Annotated in this window: 19 protein-coding genes; 9 read left to right on the top strand and 10 right to left on the bottom strand. The window is 64.8% G+C overall.

The features are described 5' to 3' along the window. Window positions 1–3: 3 nt before the first annotated feature. The 4 genes from JLZ96_RS05745 to JLZ96_RS05730 all read right to left on the bottom strand — a co-directional run bounded on the left by JLZ96_RS05745 (window position 4) and on the right by JLZ96_RS05730 (window position 4,080). Window positions 4–354, bottom strand: coding sequence for an STAS domain-containing protein (locus JLZ96_RS05745; RefSeq protein ID WP_139278545.1), 351 nt, complete (start codon window positions 352–354; stop codon window positions 4–6). Between the two features lie 157 nt (window positions 355–511). Next, complete coding sequence (locus tag JLZ96_RS05740) at window positions 512–2,104, bottom strand: NAD(P)/FAD-dependent oxidoreductase (protein WP_032408119.1); 1,593 nt, start codon at window positions 2,102–2,104, stop codon at window positions 512–514. Then, complete coding sequence (locus JLZ96_RS05735; protein WP_052053773.1) at window positions 2,101–3,471, bottom strand: APC family permease; 1,371 nt, start codon at window positions 3,469–3,471, stop codon at window positions 2,101–2,103. Before JLZ96_RS05735 ends, JLZ96_RS05740 begins: the two co-directional genes overlap by 4 nt. A gap of 171 nt (window positions 3,472–3,642) precedes the next feature. Then, entirely contained in the window at window positions 3,643–4,080 is a 438-nt protein-coding gene (locus JLZ96_RS05730) for an SRPBCC family protein (RefSeq protein ID WP_027496188.1), read from the bottom strand. Between the two features lie 238 nt (window positions 4,081–4,318). Between JLZ96_RS05730 and thiD the strand changes: the two genes are divergently transcribed. The 3 genes from thiD (at window position 4,319) to JLZ96_RS05715 (ending at window position 7,072) form a co-directional block, all read left to right on the top strand. Further along, on the top strand, window positions 4,319–5,110 hold the full coding sequence (gene thiD, locus JLZ96_RS05725) for a bifunctional hydroxymethylpyrimidine kinase/phosphomethylpyrimidine kinase (protein ID WP_032364704.1): 792 nt from the start codon (window positions 4,319–4,321) through the stop codon (window positions 5,108–5,110). 154 nt (window positions 5,111–5,264) lie between these two features. Further along, on the top strand, window positions 5,265–5,570 hold the full coding sequence (locus JLZ96_RS05720) for a membrane protein (protein ID WP_032364705.1): 306 nt from the start codon (window positions 5,265–5,267) through the stop codon (window positions 5,568–5,570). After that, window positions 5,567–7,072, top strand: coding sequence for a Mur ligase family protein (locus tag JLZ96_RS05715; RefSeq protein WP_139278546.1), 1,506 nt, complete (start codon window positions 5,567–5,569; stop codon window positions 7,070–7,072). The genes JLZ96_RS05720 and JLZ96_RS05715 overlap by 4 nt, the downstream gene beginning before the upstream one ends. 11 nt (window positions 7,073–7,083) lie before the next feature. On the opposite strand, the gene JLZ96_RS05710 is transcribed toward JLZ96_RS05715, so the two are convergent. The 6 genes from JLZ96_RS05710 to JLZ96_RS05685 form a co-directional block, all read right to left on the bottom strand. Continuing rightward, entirely contained in the window at window positions 7,084–7,299 is a 216-nt protein-coding gene (locus JLZ96_RS05710) for a hypothetical protein (protein ID WP_032364706.1), read from the bottom strand. A 28-nt stretch (window positions 7,300–7,327) separates the two neighbouring features. Then, on the bottom strand, window positions 7,328–7,585 hold the full coding sequence (locus JLZ96_RS05705; RefSeq protein ID WP_174557318.1) for a lipopolysaccharide assembly protein LapA domain-containing protein: 258 nt from the start codon (window positions 7,583–7,585) through the stop codon (window positions 7,328–7,330). Window positions 7,586–7,673: 88 nt separating this feature from the next. Next, window positions 7,674–7,844: a CsbD family protein gene (locus JLZ96_RS05700; RefSeq protein WP_008718579.1), complete on the bottom strand. Its 171-nt coding sequence runs from the start codon at window positions 7,842–7,844 to the stop codon at window positions 7,674–7,676. A gap of 114 nt (window positions 7,845–7,958) precedes the next feature. Further along, window positions 7,959–8,765, bottom strand: a complete 807-nt coding sequence (locus tag JLZ96_RS05695; protein ID WP_027496193.1) for a transglutaminase family protein — start codon at window positions 8,763–8,765, stop codon at window positions 7,959–7,961. An 84-nt stretch (window positions 8,766–8,849) separates the two neighbouring features. Then, window positions 8,850–9,869, bottom strand: a complete 1,020-nt coding sequence (locus JLZ96_RS05690) for an LLM class flavin-dependent oxidoreductase (RefSeq protein ID WP_027496194.1) — start codon at window positions 9,867–9,869, stop codon at window positions 8,850–8,852. An 81-nt stretch (window positions 9,870–9,950) separates the two neighbouring features. Continuing rightward, a complete protein-coding gene (locus tag JLZ96_RS05685) occupies window positions 9,951–10,532 on the bottom strand; it encodes a TetR/AcrR family transcriptional regulator (RefSeq protein WP_230074079.1) in 582 nt (193 codons plus the stop codon). A 93-nt stretch (window positions 10,533–10,625) separates the two neighbouring features. On the opposite strand from JLZ96_RS05685, the gene JLZ96_RS05680 reads away from it, so the two are divergent. From JLZ96_RS05680 to JLZ96_RS05655, 6 genes are all read left to right on the top strand, one after another. Continuing rightward, window positions 10,626–11,768 carry an acyl-CoA dehydrogenase family protein gene (locus JLZ96_RS05680; RefSeq protein WP_032364707.1) on the top strand — a complete coding sequence of 381 codons (1,143 nt, stop codon included), beginning with the start codon at window positions 10,626–10,628 and terminating at the stop codon, window positions 11,766–11,768. Between the two features lie 43 nt (window positions 11,769–11,811). Next, entirely contained in the window at window positions 11,812–13,422 is a 1,611-nt protein-coding gene (locus JLZ96_RS05675; RefSeq protein WP_201009629.1) for an acyl-CoA carboxylase subunit beta, read from the top strand. Next, window positions 13,419–13,673, top strand: a complete 255-nt coding sequence (locus JLZ96_RS05670; protein WP_201009628.1) for an acyl-CoA carboxylase epsilon subunit — start codon at window positions 13,419–13,421, stop codon at window positions 13,671–13,673. The genes JLZ96_RS05675 and JLZ96_RS05670 overlap by 4 nt, the downstream gene beginning before the upstream one ends. Before the next feature lie 14 nt (window positions 13,674–13,687). Continuing rightward, entirely contained in the window at window positions 13,688–15,484 is a 1,797-nt protein-coding gene (locus JLZ96_RS05665) for an acetyl/propionyl/methylcrotonyl-CoA carboxylase subunit alpha (protein ID WP_201009627.1), read from the top strand. Between the two features lie 14 nt (window positions 15,485–15,498). Further along, window positions 15,499–15,963, top strand: coding sequence for a MarR family winged helix-turn-helix transcriptional regulator (locus JLZ96_RS05660; protein ID WP_051365075.1), 465 nt, complete (start codon window positions 15,499–15,501; stop codon window positions 15,961–15,963). 164 nt (window positions 15,964–16,127) lie between these two features. After that, window positions 16,128–18,281 (top strand): MMPL family transporter, encoded by a 2,154-nt coding sequence (locus JLZ96_RS05655; protein ID WP_236253843.1) that lies wholly within the window; start codon window positions 16,128–16,130, stop codon window positions 18,279–18,281. Window positions 18,282–18,301: the final 20 nt, after the last annotated feature.

The following is an 18,301-nucleotide window of genomic DNA, read 5'->3' as shown; positions in this document are numbered from 1 at the left end:
GATTCACGATCCAGGCGCGTCGACGAACAGCTCGCCTGCACCCAGTACGTCGAGGACCATGCGCACCGAACGGGCCGGCGCGTGGATGACGATCTTGCCCGGGTGGGTGTAGGTCGCGTCGACGATGGCATTCGCGACTCCCGAGTAGACGAACGACACCTCGGACAGGTCGATCGTGACCACGGAGGAAACGGCGGCCAGGCGATCGAGGCCGTGTACGAATTCGGCCCGGGTCGACATGTCGAGTTCACCGAAGGCGCGCAGGATGTTGTTCCCGTCGGAACGGACGATGGTGTCGAGTCGGAACTCGGCTTCGTCGTCGCGAACGGCGTTGTCCATGGTGGCAATGCTCATCGACATGTCGAGACCTCTTCCGGAGAAGTGCGCGGCCGGCTGGTGTCTCCGCCTGCTCGCTGGTTTGTTGTGTAGTCAACGATGCCAGTGCGAGATGTCGGACGGTGATGTCGACGATCTCGAGTCGGTAACGAAAGATCTCGTTTCGATAACGCCGTCATCGGGTCAGGAATTCGATCAGTGCACTGGTGACTTTCTTTCGCGCCCATCCGCGCGCCCCTCGCTGGCCGAGTGCGGCCCGAGCGGCGTTGGCCCCGGCCGCACCGTGGACTCCGCCCCCGGGGTGGGCGGACGCGGACCCGAGGAACAATCCTTCCACCGGGGTCTCCGCGCGCCCCAATCCTGGCGTGGGACGAAAGATCAACTGCTGCTGCAGTTGTGCGGTACCACCGTTGACCGCACCGCCGTGCAGGTTGGCATCGGCGCCGTGCAGATCACTCGGTCTCTGCACCACCCGTCCCACCACCGAATCGGCGAATCCCGGGGCGTGCTGTTCCAACACCTGATCGACGCGGTCGGCGACGGTCTCGGCGGCCGAGTCGTCGACGACGCCGCGCGGCAGATGTGTGTAGGCCCAAGCGCTTTCGGTGCCCTCGGGCGATCTGGACCGGTCCGCTGTGGTCATCTGGCCGAACAACATGAACGGGCTCTGCGGGAGAACCCCGGTCGTGAGATCGGCCGCCCAATGGACCAGGCCGTTGTCGTCCGCACCGAGGTGGACGGTGCCTGCGTCGGCCAAAGATGCTGAGCGCCAAGGTATTCGACGGTCGAGAGCGTAGTTGAGCTTGACCACCGGGGTGTCCCACTCGAACGTACGTAAGTCGTCGTGCACGCGACGCGGGACCGCATCGAAGGGCAGCAACGACCCGTACAGCGCGGGGGCCGACACGTCGGCAACGATCGCTCGACGAGCGCGGAACGTCTCGCCACCTGTCGTGTGCACGGCGCGTGCACGACCGCCCCGCACGTCGATGGACTCGACGGGTCGACTGCACGTCAGCACAGCACCCGAAGCCTGAGCCCGGCGAATCAACGCGTCGGTCAATGCCGACGATCCACCTACGGGTGCCGGATACCCGACGTCCTGCGCGAGCATCGTCAGCAGATATCCCATCATTCCGCTCACCGGCGCGTCGGTGGGAACGTCGCCGTGCATCGCATTGCCCAGGAGCAGGCACCGCGCGGCCTCGCTGTGGAACAGCTCGTGGGCCATCACCCGTGCAGGCAACGCAGCGAACCGGACGAAGCGCAGTGTCTCGGAGACGCCGAGAGTGCGCGCCAATCGTGCTGCCGGCAGTACCGGTGGAAACGGCCCGAAGAGCGAACCGAGCAGGGGAGTGCGAATACGTTCCCACTGCTCGAACAGGCGCAGCCACGTGTCACCGTCGCGTACGTCGTGCTCACGCAACAGAGCAGCGGTCGCCTCGACGTCGTGATGGACGACCGGAGCGTCGGTGTCCTCCGGGGATCGCGCGTGGCCGTAGACCGTCGGCGAGTGAGACCACGTCAGTCCGTGACGCTCGAGCTCGAGTGCCGTCATGGCGGGCGAGGACACAGCCAGCGGATAGAACGCGCTGAACAGGTCGCTGGTGAATCCAGGAACCAGTTCGGCACTGCGGACGGCACCGCCGGGTAGTTCGGCCGCCTCGAGAATCACGACGTCCCACCCCGCGTCGGCCATCGCCGCAGCGGCGACCAATCCGTTGTGACCGCTGCCTATGACGACTGCGTCGACCTCTGTGGTGGTCATCGGGTGATGCTCCTGGGTTCGGTCGCGGTCTTGTTGCTCACAACCCTACCGACGTAGTACAGCGCGATTCCGACTGCGAGCAGCAGCCCGGCGCGGAGCCACGTGGCTGCGGACTGCTGAGTGAGCAGCACGGCGCACGTGATCAACGCCAGGACGGGAAGCGCCGTCGGCGTTCGAAAGTGGTCGGTGTCGGATCGGTCCCGACGCAGCACGAGCACGGCAATGTTGGTACTGATGAAGACGAACAACAGAAGCAGCACCACCGTTTCGGCGAGTGCGGCCACGGAGCCGGTGGTGCACAACACCATTGCGACCGCAGTGGTCGCGACAATGGCCGCCCACGGAGTCTTGCGGCCGGGCAGCACCTTGGCCAGGGCGACCGGAAGCAATCCGTCGCGGGCCATGCCGAAGGTCAGTCTCGACGCCATGATCATCGTCAGCAAGGCGCCGTTGGCGACGGCCACAAGGGCGACCAGACTGAAGACCCATGGTGGGATTCCGGCGTCGGCGGCGTCGACGACCTCGAGCAGCGGACCGGTGGACTGGGCCAGCGTATCCGCCGGAACGACCGTCGAGACTGCCAGACCGACCAGCACATAGACCGCTCCGGCCGTCGTGACGGCTCCGAGCAGAGCCCGGGGATACACCCGCCGCACATCCTCGACCTCCTCGGCGATATTGGCCGAAGTCTCGAACCCCACGAACGAGTAGAAGGCGAGCAGAGCCGCCCCCAGCACTGCCAGCGTCGGCGTGGTGTCGTCGGTGAATTCGAGCACCCGTGACGGCGCGCCGTCGCCGCGGCTCAGAACGAGCCCGGCCAGGGCGATGATCACGACGAGACCGGACACCTCGATCACCGTCATACCGAGGTTGGCCCGAAGAGATTCGGTGATCCCGCGGGCATTGAGAAGTCCGACGAGAAGTAGGAAGACGACCGCCGCAGGCACGGCGGGCACATCGAGGAACACTGCGAGATAGTCGCCCGAGAAGGCCAGCGCCAGACCTCCCGCGCTCGTCACGCCAGCCGCGAGCATCGAGAATCCGACGAGGAACGACACTATCGGTCGCCCGAAGGCTCGCTGCGCGAACACCGCCGCCCCGCCTGCTCGCGGGTACTTCGTCACCAATTCGGCGTATGACGCCGCAGTGAGCAAGGCCATCAGGAGAGCGAGCAGCATCGGCAGCCAGATCGCTCCGCCGACCTCACCCGCGATTTCCCCGACGAGAGCGTAGATCCCGGCACCCAGCACGTCACCGAGAATGAAGACGAACAACAACTTGCCCGAGATCGCCCGGCGCAGTGGCGTCGACGACCCGTCGGACTCGGAGCCGTCCGGGTGGACGCTCGGACTGTGGTCGGACGCCATCAGTGCCGGTTCCCGCTTCGGGGGCCGGTGCTGGAGACAGATCGAATCGATCGACGAAGTGGGGGAGTCATGTGAATCGCATGCCCGCTGCATTCGGTCTTCAATCGTGTTCGGCCGTTCCGTTGCGGCACAGAGGTTTCGGTGAGCGGGCCGTGCCCGACCGGGCAGGTTCTACGGGTTCGATGCGCGCTCCGCCAACAGTGCGAGACGCCTGAGTGCCTCGGAATTTCGGGGGTGAGACAGCGCATGTTGAACCCGGTTGGGCACGAGCTCGAACGGCGGTGTGCTCGCGTGCTCGATCATTTCGATCGTGCAGCCGGTCGCGGTCGGGTGCAGCCGGACGGTGATGGAGGCGCGTCCGAACGGCATGGCCCGGGCTTCCAGCTGTAATTCGCGGTTCTCGTGAACGGCGACCGAGCGCGTGACGTCGCTGAGCACGAGCGGCCAGGCCCCGACCGAATGGTGGATGACACTGCCGGGAGCAGGCCACGCCGCGTCGACCGCTCTGATTCGGGATGCACCGACCACCCACATTGCGTAGGACCAGCCATCGGCAAGAACGTTCCACACGTCCTCGCATCGAGCTGTGGTGTCGCGTTTCGTCGTCACGCTCGGACCTCCGTCGTCATCTCGGTACGCCGCTACGCCGAACGAAAAGCGTTGGTATGCCGCCGTTCTCGGGGCACACGTACGGCGGTTGCGCAGTGGGGGACCGGCCTGGACTCGACTCGGATATCGGTGACGCTACCTGCCGCTGAGCCGGGGCACAACGCGGCAGCGGGCCCGGCGCACGCGGCTTCTCGACCACCCCGGCGCGGTATGGGGCGTCGGTTGCCATAATGGGCCGATGTCGACAATCGCTTACGTGATCGCAGGTTCGGAAGCCACCGGCGGGGCCGGTCTGCAAGCAGATCTCAAGACGTTCGAGCGGTTGGGGGTCTACGGGGTCGGCACCATCACGTGCATCGTGTCCTTCGATCCGAAGGCCGAATGGGGCCACCGCTTCGTGCCGATCGACAGTTCGGTGATCGCAGATCAAATCGAAGTGGCCACCGCCGCTCACGATCTCGATGTCGTCAAGATCGGCATGCTGGGCACCCCCGCCACCGTCGCCACGGTCGCGGAATCACTGCGCCTGCAGCCGTGGCGTCATGTGGTGGTCGATCCCGTGCTGATCTGCAAGGGCCAGGAACCCGGTGCGGCTCTCGACACCGACAATGCGCTCCGTCGCGACATTCTTCCGCTGGCCACCGTCATCACACCCAACCTGTTCGAGGCAACGACGTTGTCCGGAATGGACTCCATCGACACCGTCGAGGATCTCGGTGAGGCAGCCAAGAGGATCGCCGACCTCGGCCCCCAGTACGTCGTGGTCAAGGGTGGTGCCGGCCTACCCGGAGACGAAGCCGTCGACGTCGTGTTCGACGGACAGGACCTCACCGTCCTGCGCGCCCCGAAGATCGGCGACGAGAGGGTGTCCGGCGCAGGATGCGTGTTCGCAGCTGCGATCACCGCCGAGCTGGCCAAGGGATCCGGCGTGCTCGACGCAGTGGCCACGGCAAAGGACTTCGCGCATGCCGGCATCGTCGGCCGGTTGTCGAGTCACGCTCCGTTCGCTGCCGTCGCCTGGCAGAACTGAGCCCGCCGGCCCGGATATCGATCACGGGTCTACCTCGAGTGCTGCGAGGCTTCATGTTTGGACGGGTTCGCCGCGGGGACACTGACGTAATCGACGTGTTCCTGCAGGCCCGGAATGCGTCGCCGGTGAAGCGAACAGCAGTCGAGGAGACACCATGGCCCAACATGACCCCGCCGACTCCGGTGCCGAAGCGAACGACGACGACCGCACGATGCGCGGGCACGCCGGGGAAGCGATCGTCGACGCGCGCAACTGGCCCGGCTACATCTGTATCGGTCTCGCGCTGGTCAGCCTCGGACTGACCTTGACCGCGGCCGGCTACGGGTTCGAGGGGTGGGCGTGGACGGGCGCGGTCCTCGCGCCCGTTCTGCTCGTCGCAGGCACGGTTCTGGTGTTGCTCGAGCGTCGCAGGGTCAAGGCACAGGAAGGTAAGAATCTGACCGACCCTGCGGGGCATTGATCGAGCCCGATCTCGGCAGGGGTGGCACGTCGTCGATCGGCGTCGGCGTGGAACTGAACGAGCTGGCACTCTCGATCGGCGCTGCGCCGCCGATTCGTTCCGTGCGAGTGACCGGGGCAAGCGACGACTCGCGAACGGTTCGTCCCGGTGACCTGTACGTGGCTTTGCCCGGCCGCCGAGCGCACGGCCTCGACTTCGAGCTCGAGGCCAAGGCCCGAGGGGCAGTGGCGGCGTTGTCGGACCGGGCCTCGACGGTTCTGCCGACACTCGTCGTGCCGAACCCGCGCCGCCGGGTCGGGGAGGTGTGCGCTCGAATTCATCGGTTCGCGCACCGAGACCTGGATCTGTACGGGGTCACCGGGACCAACGGCAAGACGAGCACCACCCTGCTGCTCGGAGCCGGGCTCGCTGCGGCGGGCGACTCCGTGGCGACTATGACCGGAATCGGTTTGGCGGGCCCGCGCGGCGCGGAAGAATCGGCCAGAACCACACCCGAGGCCGCCACCGTGCATCGGACTCTGCGCCGTTTCCGGGACGAGGGTGCTACGGCGGTTGCCCTCGAGGTGTCCTCTCACGCCGTCACCGAGCACCGCGTCGACGGCCTCCGTTTCGCGGTGATGGGGTTCCTCAATCTCACGCCGGATCACCTGGATTACCACGGAGACATGGACAGTTACTTCGCCGCGAAGGCCGAACTGTTCTCGGCGCACCGATCGACACGCGCTGTGGTCAACGTCGGCGATCCGCACGGCAAAATCCTGGCGGGACGCCTCGATATTCCCTGTTGGACGTGGTCCACGGCCGATCGCGGTGCCGATGTTCGCGGCGAGAACATCGAGTGCACCGACGTCGGAACGTCCCTGACAGCGCGAACCCCGATGGGCGATGTCGAGATCCGCCTACCTCTGCTGGGTCCGCACCAAGCCGAGAACGCTCTGGCCGCACTGACCATGGCGTTGGCGGCCAGCCGCGACATCGCAGCAGTCGCGGCAGGACTCGAACGCCTCGACGCCGTTCCCGGCCGCCTCGAACGTGTCGACGTCGGACAGCCTTTCCTGGCCGTCGTGGACTACATGCACAACACGGCAGGTCAGCGGGCGCTGCTGCCGTTCGTCCGCAGCGTGGTCTCGGGTCGACTGATCGTCGTCGTCGGGGCAACGGGCGAACGTGACCCGGGTAAGCGGTTTCCACTCGGGCGAACGGCAGCCACGTTGGCCGATGTGGTGATCGTCAGCGACGAGAGTCCGCTGTCGGAGGACCCCGGCACCATCCGAGCCGCAGTGGAAGAGGGAGCTCGGGCTGCACGCTCGGCGGTGGTGGTAGTGGAAGCCGACCGGCGGCGTGCCGTGGAGCATGCTGTGGCCATTGCTCAGCCCGGGGATGCCGTGGTCGTGGCGGGCCGGGGCTGCGATGCCGAACAAGTGTACGGCGACCACATCCTGCGATTCGACGACCGTGAGGTGTTGCGCGACGTCCTCGCCGCCCACGTCGCGCGGAGTTGAACGCGCTACCGCTACTGCGCCGCGGACGTACGTTTCCGAGCGGATTTGTCTGCTCGACGCTGCGCGAACCTGCCGGCGGACTTCAGGGCCTTGGATACGACATTGGCTCTGCCCGTTCGCTTTTCGAGGCTCACGCCGGCAAATGCCAGGAGCCGGGCAATGACGGGCAAGCCGATCGCGACGACGAGGTAGCGGTAGAGATACTTGCGAGCCAGCAGCGGGATCATGCGAGAAGTCCTGTCGTGGGGGAGGTTGTCAGCGGACGGCCCGTCGAACCTTGACTGCTGCTGTTGCCGTCAGCGCGATGATCGCTCCGACGACGGCTGCACCGAGCATTGCGACGCCCTGCCCGAGATCGAAGTTCCAGCCGAGGAAGTTGATCGTGCTGTGAACGGTGTTCTGCAGCACGAAGATGACCAGTGCCGCAACGAGCACGACCGTGACGAGGAGGGCCAACTTCGAGGCGAATCCGCCGCGGCGCTTGGTAGTTGTGGTGTCCGATGTTGCAATCATGAGGGTTCCGTTCTGTGAAGTGGAAGGTGAGCAGAAACCGAGTGCCGCCGATCGCGGTGACCGGCGGCACTCGATGCGGGGCTGCTGGTTACTTGAAGGTGTCCTTGATGTTCTCGCCGACCTTCTTGACGCCGGCCGAACCCTGATCCTTCTTGCCCTCGGCTTCGAGGTCCTTGTTGTCGGTTGCGTCGCCGACAACTTCCTTCGCCTTGCCGATGGCGTCTTCTGCTGCGTTCTTGGCCTTGTCGATGAAGCTCATGGTGTGCACCTTTCGGGTGGCTGTGATTGTTGGTAACGGATAGATAGTCGGTTTTCGAGGCCGAAAGCAAACGTCGCGCGAAAGTGATCTGTATCACTCGGACGACCGCGGCGGTCAGGTGAGGGAGACCAGCTCGGTGATGTCGTCGTGCGGGAGTTCGCCGTCGACCACGGCTGTGACGACGGAGCTGTTCAGCGTGATTGCACCCTTGTGGTTGTCCAGGAATGCGGTATCGGCGGCATCGCGGCCTACCGAAATGCGAACCAGAGTGGACCGCGGTGCCAGGCACGTGGCGTCGACGACACGCCACTGGCCGCCGACGAACGCCTCGGCGACGGCATGGAAATCCATCGGATCGCATCCGGGCGCGTACACGGCCACGAGGCGGGCAGGAACATTGACAGCGCGGAGCATCGCGACGACCAGATGCGAGTAGTCGCGGCACACTCCCTGGCCTGCGAGCAGCGTGTCGACGGCTCCGTCGATCGGATCACTGCTTCCTGGAACGTAATTCAGGCGTGCGCCCACCCAGGCGGAGATCTTGGCCAGCAGTTCCTCGGAATCGGCGTAGTCGCCGAATTCTGTTGCGGCGAAACCGTAGAACTTGTCTGCTTCGGCGTAGCGACTGGGCCGAAGGTAGAGCGACATGTCGTAGTCGGTGACGGGGGCCGGGGTGGTGTTGCCCAGGATGGTGGCGTCGTACGAGACCTGTAAGTTGCCGACGTCGGCGGGCATGACGTGAATGCGGTTGCCGTGCGGTCCGCTGACCTCCTTCGCCTCGACGGGATTACCGTCGAGAACGAAGGAGAGCGATTCGGTGACCGTCGTACCGGGGTGCGGTGCGATGGCGATCTGGAATTCGAGAGTGGTGGCGGCGGTGATGTCTACATCGAGGCGCGCGGATACGTCGCGTTTGAGCATGAGGACTCCTGGCAGGTGGGGGCGGGTGAACCTGCTGCCAGTACCCGTATCCGCCGAAACCAATCGCCCCTGGTCACCGAGTGATCAACGCCACCCCAGTGCGGGGGCCACGTCGCGCAGCAGCGTCTCCAGAACGTGTGCGCAGTACTCCACACCCAACTGGTTCGGGACGGTGAGCAGCAGAGTATCCGCGGCGGCGATCGCCTCGTCCGCTGCCAGTTCTTCGATCAGCCGATCGGGCTCACCCGCGTAGGTCTTGCCGAAACGAGCCTTGCCGCCGTCGAGGTAGCCGACTTGGTCGTCGCCGCTGCCCTCTCGGCCGAAGTAGGCGCGGTCGAGATCGTTGACGATCGGAAAGATGCTGCGGCTCACGGATGTTCGAGGAGCGAAGTCGTGGCCCGCGTCGCTCCACGTCTTGTGGAAGCGTTCGATCTGTTCGGCTTGCAACTGATGGAAAGGCACCCCGGTGTCTTCGCTGAGAAGTGTGGAGCTCATCAGATTCATGCCCTGGCGCGCCGTCCACTCGGCCGTCTCGCGGGTGCCTGCGCCCCACCAGATTCGTTGGCGCAGACCCGGTGCGTGAGGTTCGAGGCGCAGCAGGCCAGGCGGGTTGGGGAACATCGGCCGCGGGTTCGGCTGAGCGAAGCCCTTGCCTTCCAGTAGATCGAGGTAGATGCGGGTGTGCTCGCGAGCCATGTCCGCGTGGTCGGAGCCCTCCGCGGGGGAGTATCCGAAGTGGCGGTACCCCTCGATGACCTGTTCGGGCGATCCCCGGCTCACGCCGAGTTGCAACCGCCCGCCCGAGATGAGGTCGGCAGAGCCGGAATCCTCGGCCATGTAGAAGGGATTCTCGTACCGCATGTCGATGACGCCGGTACCGATTTCGATGGTGCTCGTCCTGGCTCCGACGGCGGCGAGCAGCGGAAACGGTGACGAGAGCTGATTGGCGAAGTGATGGACGCGGTAGTACGCGCCATCGGCTCCGAGTTCCTCGGCCGCGACCGCGAGGTCGATCGACTGCAACAGCACATCCGATGCCGATCGGGTCTGCGACTGCGGGGACGGTGACCAGTGTCCGAAGGACAGAAATCCGATCTTCTTCATCGTGCGCTCTTTCGTTGAAGGATCAACTATGTTCGTACGACTCAGCGCTCAGCCGGGTCGATTCATTCCCCGGTGCCAGCACTACGCCCCAATGCCCGCCGTCAACAACTTCGCCAGTTCGAGGTAGGCGTCGCCGTCACTCAGACCGGTCAGGCGGAACACCTCGCGCGTCTGGATGCGCACCATGACCGAGGATGCGACGTCACCGACGAATGCCGCGTGGACGTCGCGTACCTCGCCACTCGCCACACCCTCGCTGATCAGCTCCTGGACCCGTCGTGCCGCGATCGCGGTGTTGCGTTCGTACACCGATCGTGCCGATTCGAGCGACGCGAGATCGGTCATGAATTGCTCGGACGCAGATTCCAGAGCGGCACCGACTGCGGTGAGATACGTGGTGATGCGGTTGCGGGTTCCGTCGACCTCGGCGACCGCATTCTCGACCTGGGTGGTCATGGACTTGAAGTAGTGCACGGTTGCGCCGCCCACCAACTGATCCTTGCTCGACGCCAACGTGTACAAGGTGGATTTTGAGCAGCGGAGGCGAGCCGCGATGGTGTCGAGCGTCAGGTGAGCGAACCCCTCGGCCAGGAACAGGCTGACGAGTTGGTCGAACAATTCCGAACGGCGAGCCGTGGCATGCGAGGTCACGGGTGCGTTCACATCCAGGATGGTACTGCATCGTCTTGTGCAGTACTGTGCATCAGTACTGCGGATCATTCTTCAGTACTGATGCCGAACATCCCGGAGGTTCTAGTGCCCGTCGCTCGTCTGTTGCCCACCGCCGAAGCGCGCGACCTTCTCGCGCTGACCCGCGATGTGGCAGACAAGGTGCTCGACCCGATCGTCGACGAACACGAGCGCAACGAGACCTATCCGACGGGAGTGTTCGCCACTCTCGGCGAAGCCGGACTGTTGAGCCTGCCGTACGCGGAGGAATGGGGCGGCGGAGGTCAGCCGTACGAGGTGTACCTCCAAGTACTCGAGGAATTGGCATCACGATGGGCGGCCGTTGCAGTCGCGGTGAGCGTGCACGGTTTGGCCTGCTATCCCGTGATGGCGTTCGGTACCGATCAGCAGAAGGCCGACAAGCTTCCCGACATGCTCGGCGGATCGCAGATCGGTGCCTATTCGCTGTCCGAGGCGCAGGCCGGTTCCGACGCAGCGGCCCTGAGTTGCAAGGCGAGCGCGGCCGACGGTGGGTACACGGTCAACGGGTCCAAAGCATGGATCACCCACGGCGGTGTTGCTGATTTCTACAACCTGTTCGCCCGCACCGGCGAAGGCTCCAAAGGTATCTCGTGTTTCCTCGTTCCCGACGGGACCGAAGGCCTCAGTTTCGGCAAGCCCGAGGAGAAGATGGGGTTGCATGCGATCCCGACCACGTCGGCGCACTACGACAACGTGCACGTTCCCACCGAATGGCGCATCGGAGCGGAAGGCCAAGGACTGCAGATCGCCTTCAGTGCGTTGGATGCCGGAAGGCTCGGAATCGCCGCTATCGCAGTAGGAATCGCCCAGGCTGCACTCGACGACGCCGTGAAGTACGCGCAGGAACGCACTGCGTTCGGCAAGAAGATCATCGACCATCAGGGTCTTGGGTTCGTGCTGGCGGACATGGCCGCCGCAGTCGACTCCGCACGCGCGACCTATCTCGACGCGGCTCGCCGTCGGGACGCCGGACTTCCGTACTCCCGCAACGCTTCTGTGGCCAAGCTGATCGCTACCGATGCGGCCATGAAGGTGACGACCGACGCCGTGCAGGTGTTCGGCGGGTACGGCTACACCAGAGACTTCCGCGTCGAGCGCTACATGCGCGACGCCAAGATCACGCAGATCTTCGAGGGCACCAACCAGATTCAGCGTCTCGTCATCGCCCGATCACTCGCGACCAACTGACCATCCGCACCTTGCTTTCCACACACACGTAGGGGACATCTGCATGACGACAACCGAACCCGATATCCATACCACTGCGGGTAAATTGGCCGATCTTCGTAAACGTCTCGCGGTTGCGGAGATTCCGTCCGGTGAGGCAGCGGTGGAGAAGGTCCACGCCAAGGGCAAGTTGACCGCCCGGGAGCGGATCACCGCCCTGCTCGACGAGGGCTCGTTCGTCGAACTCGATGCGTTGGCGCGGCACCGATCACAGAATTTCGGATTGGCCGACAACCGTCCCTTCGGTGACGGTGTCGTCACCGGCTACGGCACCGTCGACGGCCGTGATGTGTGCGTGTTCTCCCAGGACGCGACCGTTTTCGGCGGCAGTTTGGGGGAGATCTACGGCGAGAAGATCGTCAAGGTGATGGACCTGGCGATCAAGACCGGACGACCGTTGGTGGGCATCAACGAAGGCGCCGGGGCCCGCATCCAGGAAGGGGTGGTCTCCCTCGGGTTGTACGGGGAGATCTTCCACCGCAACGTCCGCGCCTCCGGGGTGATCCCGCAGATCTCGGTGATCATGGGCCCCGCCGCCGGTGGGCACGTCTACTCCCCGGCGTTGACCGATTTCGTGGTCATGGTCGATGGCACCAGTCAGATGTTCGTCACCGGCCCCGACGTCATCAAGACCGTCACCGGGGAGAACGTGACGATGGAAGAGCTCGGTGGCGCGCACACCCACATGGAGAAGTCCGGGGTCGCGCATTACGTCGCGTCCGGGGAGCAGGATGCCCTCGACTACGTCCGCGACCTCCTGTCGTATTTGCCGTCGAACAATCGGGCCGATGCGCCGCGGACGGTCGCGTCGGATCCGATCGTCGGGGCGATCGAGGATTCGTTGACGGCGGAGGATCTCGAACTCGACACTCTGATTCCGGATTCGCCGAACACTCCGTACGACATGCACGAGGTGATCCGCCGGATCCTCGACGACGACGAATTCCTGGAAGTCCAGGAGGGGCGGGCCCGCAACATCATCGTCGGGTTCGGGCGGATCGACGGTCGGTCGGTGGGGATCGTGGCCAATCAGCCCACCCAGTTCGCGGGCACGTTGGATATCGATGCCTCGGAGAAGGCGGCCCGGTTCGTCCGCACGTGTGATTGTTTCAACGTTCCGATCATCACGTTGGTCGATGTGCCGGGGTTCCTGCCCGGGACGGGGCAGGAATACAACGGCATCATCCGGCGGGGGGCGAAGTTGTTGTATGCCTACGGGGAGGCGACGGTCGGGAAGATCACCGTCATCACCCGCAAGGCGTACGGCGGGGCGTACGACGTGATGGGTTCGAAGCACATGGGTGCCGATGTGAATTTGGCGTGGCCGACGGCGCAGATCGCGGTGATGGGTGCCTCGGGTGCGGTCGGGTTCGTCTACCGCAAGCAGTTGCTCGAGGCGGCGAAGAACGGTGAGGACGTCGATGCGTTGCGGCTGACGTTGCAGCAGCAGTACGAGGACACGTTGGTCAACCCGTACGTCGCTGCCGAGCGTGGGTATCTCGATGCGGTCATCCCGCCCAGTCACACCCGCGGGCAGATCGTGACCGCGTTGCGGCTGCTCGAACGCAAACAAGTGACCCTGCCCCCGAAGAAACACGGAAACATCCCACTATGAGCGGCGAAGCGAATCATGACGCAGTGAGCGGCGAAGCGAATCATGCTGCTGCGTCCGCCAGTTGGTCGTTTCGCGGAAGTCCGACGGACTCCGAGATCGCTGCTGTCGTTGCGGTTCTGACTGCCGCGCAGTCGTCGGTGGCCGACGACGTGCCGGCCCCGATCGATCTGTGGGGTCGACCGGAAGATATGCATCGTTACGGACTCGCCAGTGCCCCAGCTCTTTTCGTCAATGCCCGATTCGGCCAGTGAAGGACTTCGCACAGATGACCACCTCTACCTCCCATAAGAAGATTTCCAAGGTTCTTGTTGCCAATCGTGGTGAGATCGCGGTTCGGGTGATCCGGGCGGCCGCTGATGCCGGGCTGGCCAGTGTCGCTGTGTACGCCGAACCCGACGCCGATGCACCGTTCGTCCGCCTGGCCGACGAAGCATTCGCACTCGGCGGACAAACCTCCGCGGAGTCGTACCTGGTGATCGACAAAATCTTGGACGCCGCCGCTAAATCCGGAGCCGACGCCATCCACCCCGGCTACGGATTCCTCTCCGAGAACGCCGACTTCGCCCAAGCTGTCATCGATGCAGGTCTGATCTGGATCGGACCGTCCCCACAGTCGATCCGCGATCTCGGCGACAAGGTCACCGCCCGCCACATCGCCGCCCGCGCCAAAGCCCCCTCGGTCCCCGGCACCTCCGAACCGGTCGAAGACGCCGACGAGATTTTGGCGTTCGTCGACGAACACGGCCTCCCGATCGCCATCAAAGCCGCGTTCGGTGGCGGCGGACGCGGCATGAAAGTGGCCCGCACCCGCGAGGAAATCCCCGAACTGTTCGACTCCGCCACCCGCGAAGCCGTCGCCGCATTCGGGCGCGGGGAATGCTTCGTCGAACGCTACCTCGACAAACCACGCCACGTCGAAGCCCAGGTCATCGCCGACCAACACGGCAACGTCATCGTCGCCGGCACCCGCGACTGCTCCCTGCAACGCCGCTTCCAGAAACTCGTCGAAGAAGCACCCGCCCCGTTCCTCACCGACGCCCAACGCAAAGAAATCCACTCGAGCGCCAAAGCGATCTGCCTCGAAGCCGGCTACTACGGCGCCGGGACCGTGGAATATCTCGTCGGCCAAGACGGCCTGGTGTCGTTCCTGGAGGTCAACACCCGGCTGCAGGTCGAGCATCCCGTCACCGAGGAAACCTCCGGCATCGACCTGGTCCTGCAGCAGTTCCGCATCGCTAACGGCGAAGAACTGACCATCACCGAAGACCCCGAACCGCGCGGGCATTCGTTCGAGTTCCGGATCAACGGCGAAGACGCCGGACGCGGGTTCCTGCCCGCCCCCGGACCGGTCACCACCTTCACCGCCCCCTCCGGCCCGGGAGTCCGCGTCGACTCCGGTGTCGAATCCGGCAGCGTGATCGGCGGCCAGTTCGATTCGATGCTCGCCAAACTGATCGTCACCGGAGCCACCCGCGAAGAAGCCCTCGCCCGCTCCCGCCGGGCGTTGGCCGAATTCACCGTCGAAGGCTTGGCGACGGTGATCCCGTTCCACGCTGCGGTGGTCTCCGATCCCGCGTTCATCGGCGACGGCGACTCCTTCTCCGTCCACACCCGGTGGATCGAAACCGAATGGGACAACCAGGTTCCCCCGTTCACCGCCGGGCAACCGATCGACGACGACGAGGCCCTGCCGCGGCAGTCCGTCATCGTCGAGGTCGGGGGCCGACGCGTCGAGGTCTCGCTCCCGGGAGAGCTCACCCTCGGCGGTGGTAGCGGCGGGAATGCCGGTGCGGTGCGGCGTAAGCCCAAGGCCCGCACCCGTGGTGGTGCCGGAGCCGGCGCAGCCTCCGGTGACTCGGTGACCGCACCGATGCAGGGCACCGTGGTCAAAGTCGCCGTCGACGAAGGCCAGGAAGTCGCCGCCGGGGACCTCGTCGCTGTCCTGGAAGCGATGAAAATGGAAAACCCCGTCACCGCCCACAAAGCAGGCACCATCACCGGCCTGAGCGTCACCGCAGGCGACGCCATCACCCAAGGCACCGTCCTCGCAGAAATCAAGTAGGGGAGTACCTTTCGATGACTGCCCTCGCTGAATCCTTCGACGGCGACACCTCTCCGGCGCATTCCACCGAGTTCGAGATCGTGTCCACGGTATTGCGGATGGCCTCGGCCGCCCGGGTGCGGTTGGCGGAGGCCCTCGATGCCCAGGGACTGAGCTGGGCACGGTACGAGGTACTCGAATTGGTTTGTCGCAGAGGGCCGTTGTCGTACAGCGCGCTCTCACGTGAATTGGTGCGACACCGAACCAGCATCACTGCGACAACTGCCAGTCTCGTCGACGCGGGCCTGTTGGTGCGCAGTGTCAATCCGCGAAATCGACAGCAGTACTTGGTCGACGCCACCGACTCGGGGTATCGCGCGGTGACACGTGCCGAACGTGCGCTCGAACGGGCTCGGTCGCGGATGGCGGTCGATGCAGATTCCGAACAAACACTCGAAGTGCTGCGCGGCATCGAGAAGCAGTGGAACAGGCGGCGCTGACCGACACGTCCTGGTTGTGATCCGCCGACGGTGATGCAAGTACCCCTGGGGTGATACCCCCAGGGGTACTTGCATACCCCCTTGGGTATGTGCAATGGTGAGCACGTTCGATTACTCGGGGTTTCGTCCGCCTCGATCGATACCCCCACCCGTATAGGAGAACCATGTCGCTGCGCGATGCCGAAATCCTTCGCCCACCTGACGACCTGCCCGCGAGAGGGCCGGGACTACTCGGCCGTGCGGGTGCGTCGATGGTGACCCACCGTCGTTGGGTGTTCGGCGTATGGCTCATCGCGCTGATCGGCCTCGGTTCGTTCGCGCCCTCGGTCTTCACCTCTCTGGCGGGAGCCGGGTGGCAGGCGAACGGATCCGAATCCGTACAGGTTCGAGAACTGGCCCAGCAGCATTTCGGTGGCAATTCGTCCGCAGCGGTGCAGGTGGTCGTTCACTCCGACGCAGCATCCATCACGGACCCCGCTGTTCGGGCAGTGATCGACGACGTGACCGAGGTGTTCTCCGGTGACTCCCGATTCGGAGACGTCGTTGCGCCGCAACCGAATATGACGATCAGCCCGGACGGCCGCACCGGCATCGTCATCGCCGGGGCGAACGGCACGACCGACGAGATGGTGAAGGCCGTCGACGATGTGAAGGAGCGGTTGACTGCGCTCTCGACCGACGGAATCGAGGTGTATCCCACCGGTTCGTCGGCCCTGTGGTCGGACTTCAACAAGGCGAACCACGACGCCATGATCCAAGCCGAACTGTTCTCGTGGCCGGTCACGTTGGCAATCATGGTTCTTGCCTTCGGTTCCCTCGTCGCGGCCGGTTTGCCGCTGCTGCTCACCGTCGCGGGGCTCGTTGCCTCCGCTGGCGGTCTCGTTCTGCTCAACGGTGTCACGCCGATCTCGGTGTGGGCCATGAACTTTGCAATGATGTTCGCCCTCGCGCTGGGAATCGACTACGCCCTGTTCATCGTCGCTCGATTCCGCGACGCGCTGCGGAACACCGACCCTCGGGCTGCCGTCGCCGCCACCATGGACACCGCAGGTAAGGCCGTCGTGTTGTCCGGGCTGACGGTGCTGGTGAGTCTGTCCGCAGTGCTGCTGGTCCCCGCGCCGGCGGTGCGCACGATGGCCGTCGGGATCATGCTGGCTGTCGCCTTCGTGTTGCTGGCAACGATGACTCTGCTGCCTGCGGCATTGGGTGCGCTCGGACCCAAGGTCAACGCCGCTTCGTTGCCGTACGCCAAGCGTCAAGTGCATCGATCCCCAAGGTTCGCGGCATGGGGGGAGTTGCTGCACAAGCACCCGTGGCCGTTCGCGGTCGTGTCGGTGGGGATTCTGATTGCGCTCGCCCTCCCGGTGCTCGGGCTGAAGGTGGCAATGCCGTCGATAGCAGTGGTGCCCGAGGATGCCCCCGTGCGGCAGGGCTACGAGCTCGTTCAGGACCGGTTCGGACCGGGCGCACCGGGTTCGCTGCAGATCGTGGTTCCCGAAGTGGATGCTGCCGAGACCGCAACCGTCGCTGCGCGGGTCGACGGGATCTCGATGGTGACGCCGCCGCAGAGTGCTGCTGACGATTCGGGATATGCACTGCTGCAGGCAATTCCGTCGGTGGATCCGTCCGACGAAGCGATGGGCTCCATTCTCGCCGAGCTGCGATCGACACTGCCCGATTCGGCACTCGTCGGCGGAGCACCGGCAGAGAACCTGGACCTGCAGCAGGCTTTGAACGACTACCTGCCGATAGTCGTCGGGATCATCCTGGTTCTCGGATTCGTGCTGCTGCTGGTGGCGCTTCAGGCTCCGCTCATCGCGTTGCTCGGTACCGCGGTGAGCCTGCTGTCCACCGCGGCGGCGTTCGGCGTCGCCAAGCTGATCTTCCAGGACGGACACGGATCCTCGTTGCTGGGCTTCACGCCGCAGGGATTTCTCGACGGTTGGGGTCCGGTGTTCTTCTTCGCGATGATCTTCGCCATCGCCATGGACTACACGGTGTTCCTCCTGGCTACCGCCAAGGAGCATTACGAGCGCTCCGGTGATTCCAAGGTTGCCCAGGTCGACGGGTTGGCCCACTCGGGACGAGTCATCTTTGCCGCAGCAGCGGTGATGGTGGCAGTGTTCTTCACATTCGCACTGTCGGATCCGTTGCCCCCGAAAGAGATGGGCATCATCCTGGGTGTTGCGGTACTGCTCGACGCGTTCCTGGTTCGACTCGTCCTGCTTCCGGTCCTGCTACGGCTGACCGGACACGGCGCGTGGTGGTCGCCGGTATGGCTACGTGCCGTCCTGCCCTCCATCCGTTTTTCTCACTGACACAACAGCTCACACTGACA

The sequence above is a fragment of the Rhodococcus sp. NKCM2511 genome (assembly GCF_014905595.1).
Classification (GTDB): domain Bacteria; phylum Actinomycetota; class Actinomycetes; order Mycobacteriales; family Mycobacteriaceae; genus Rhodococcoides; species Rhodococcoides fascians.
This window is presented reverse-complemented; position numbering and strand designations above follow the sequence as displayed.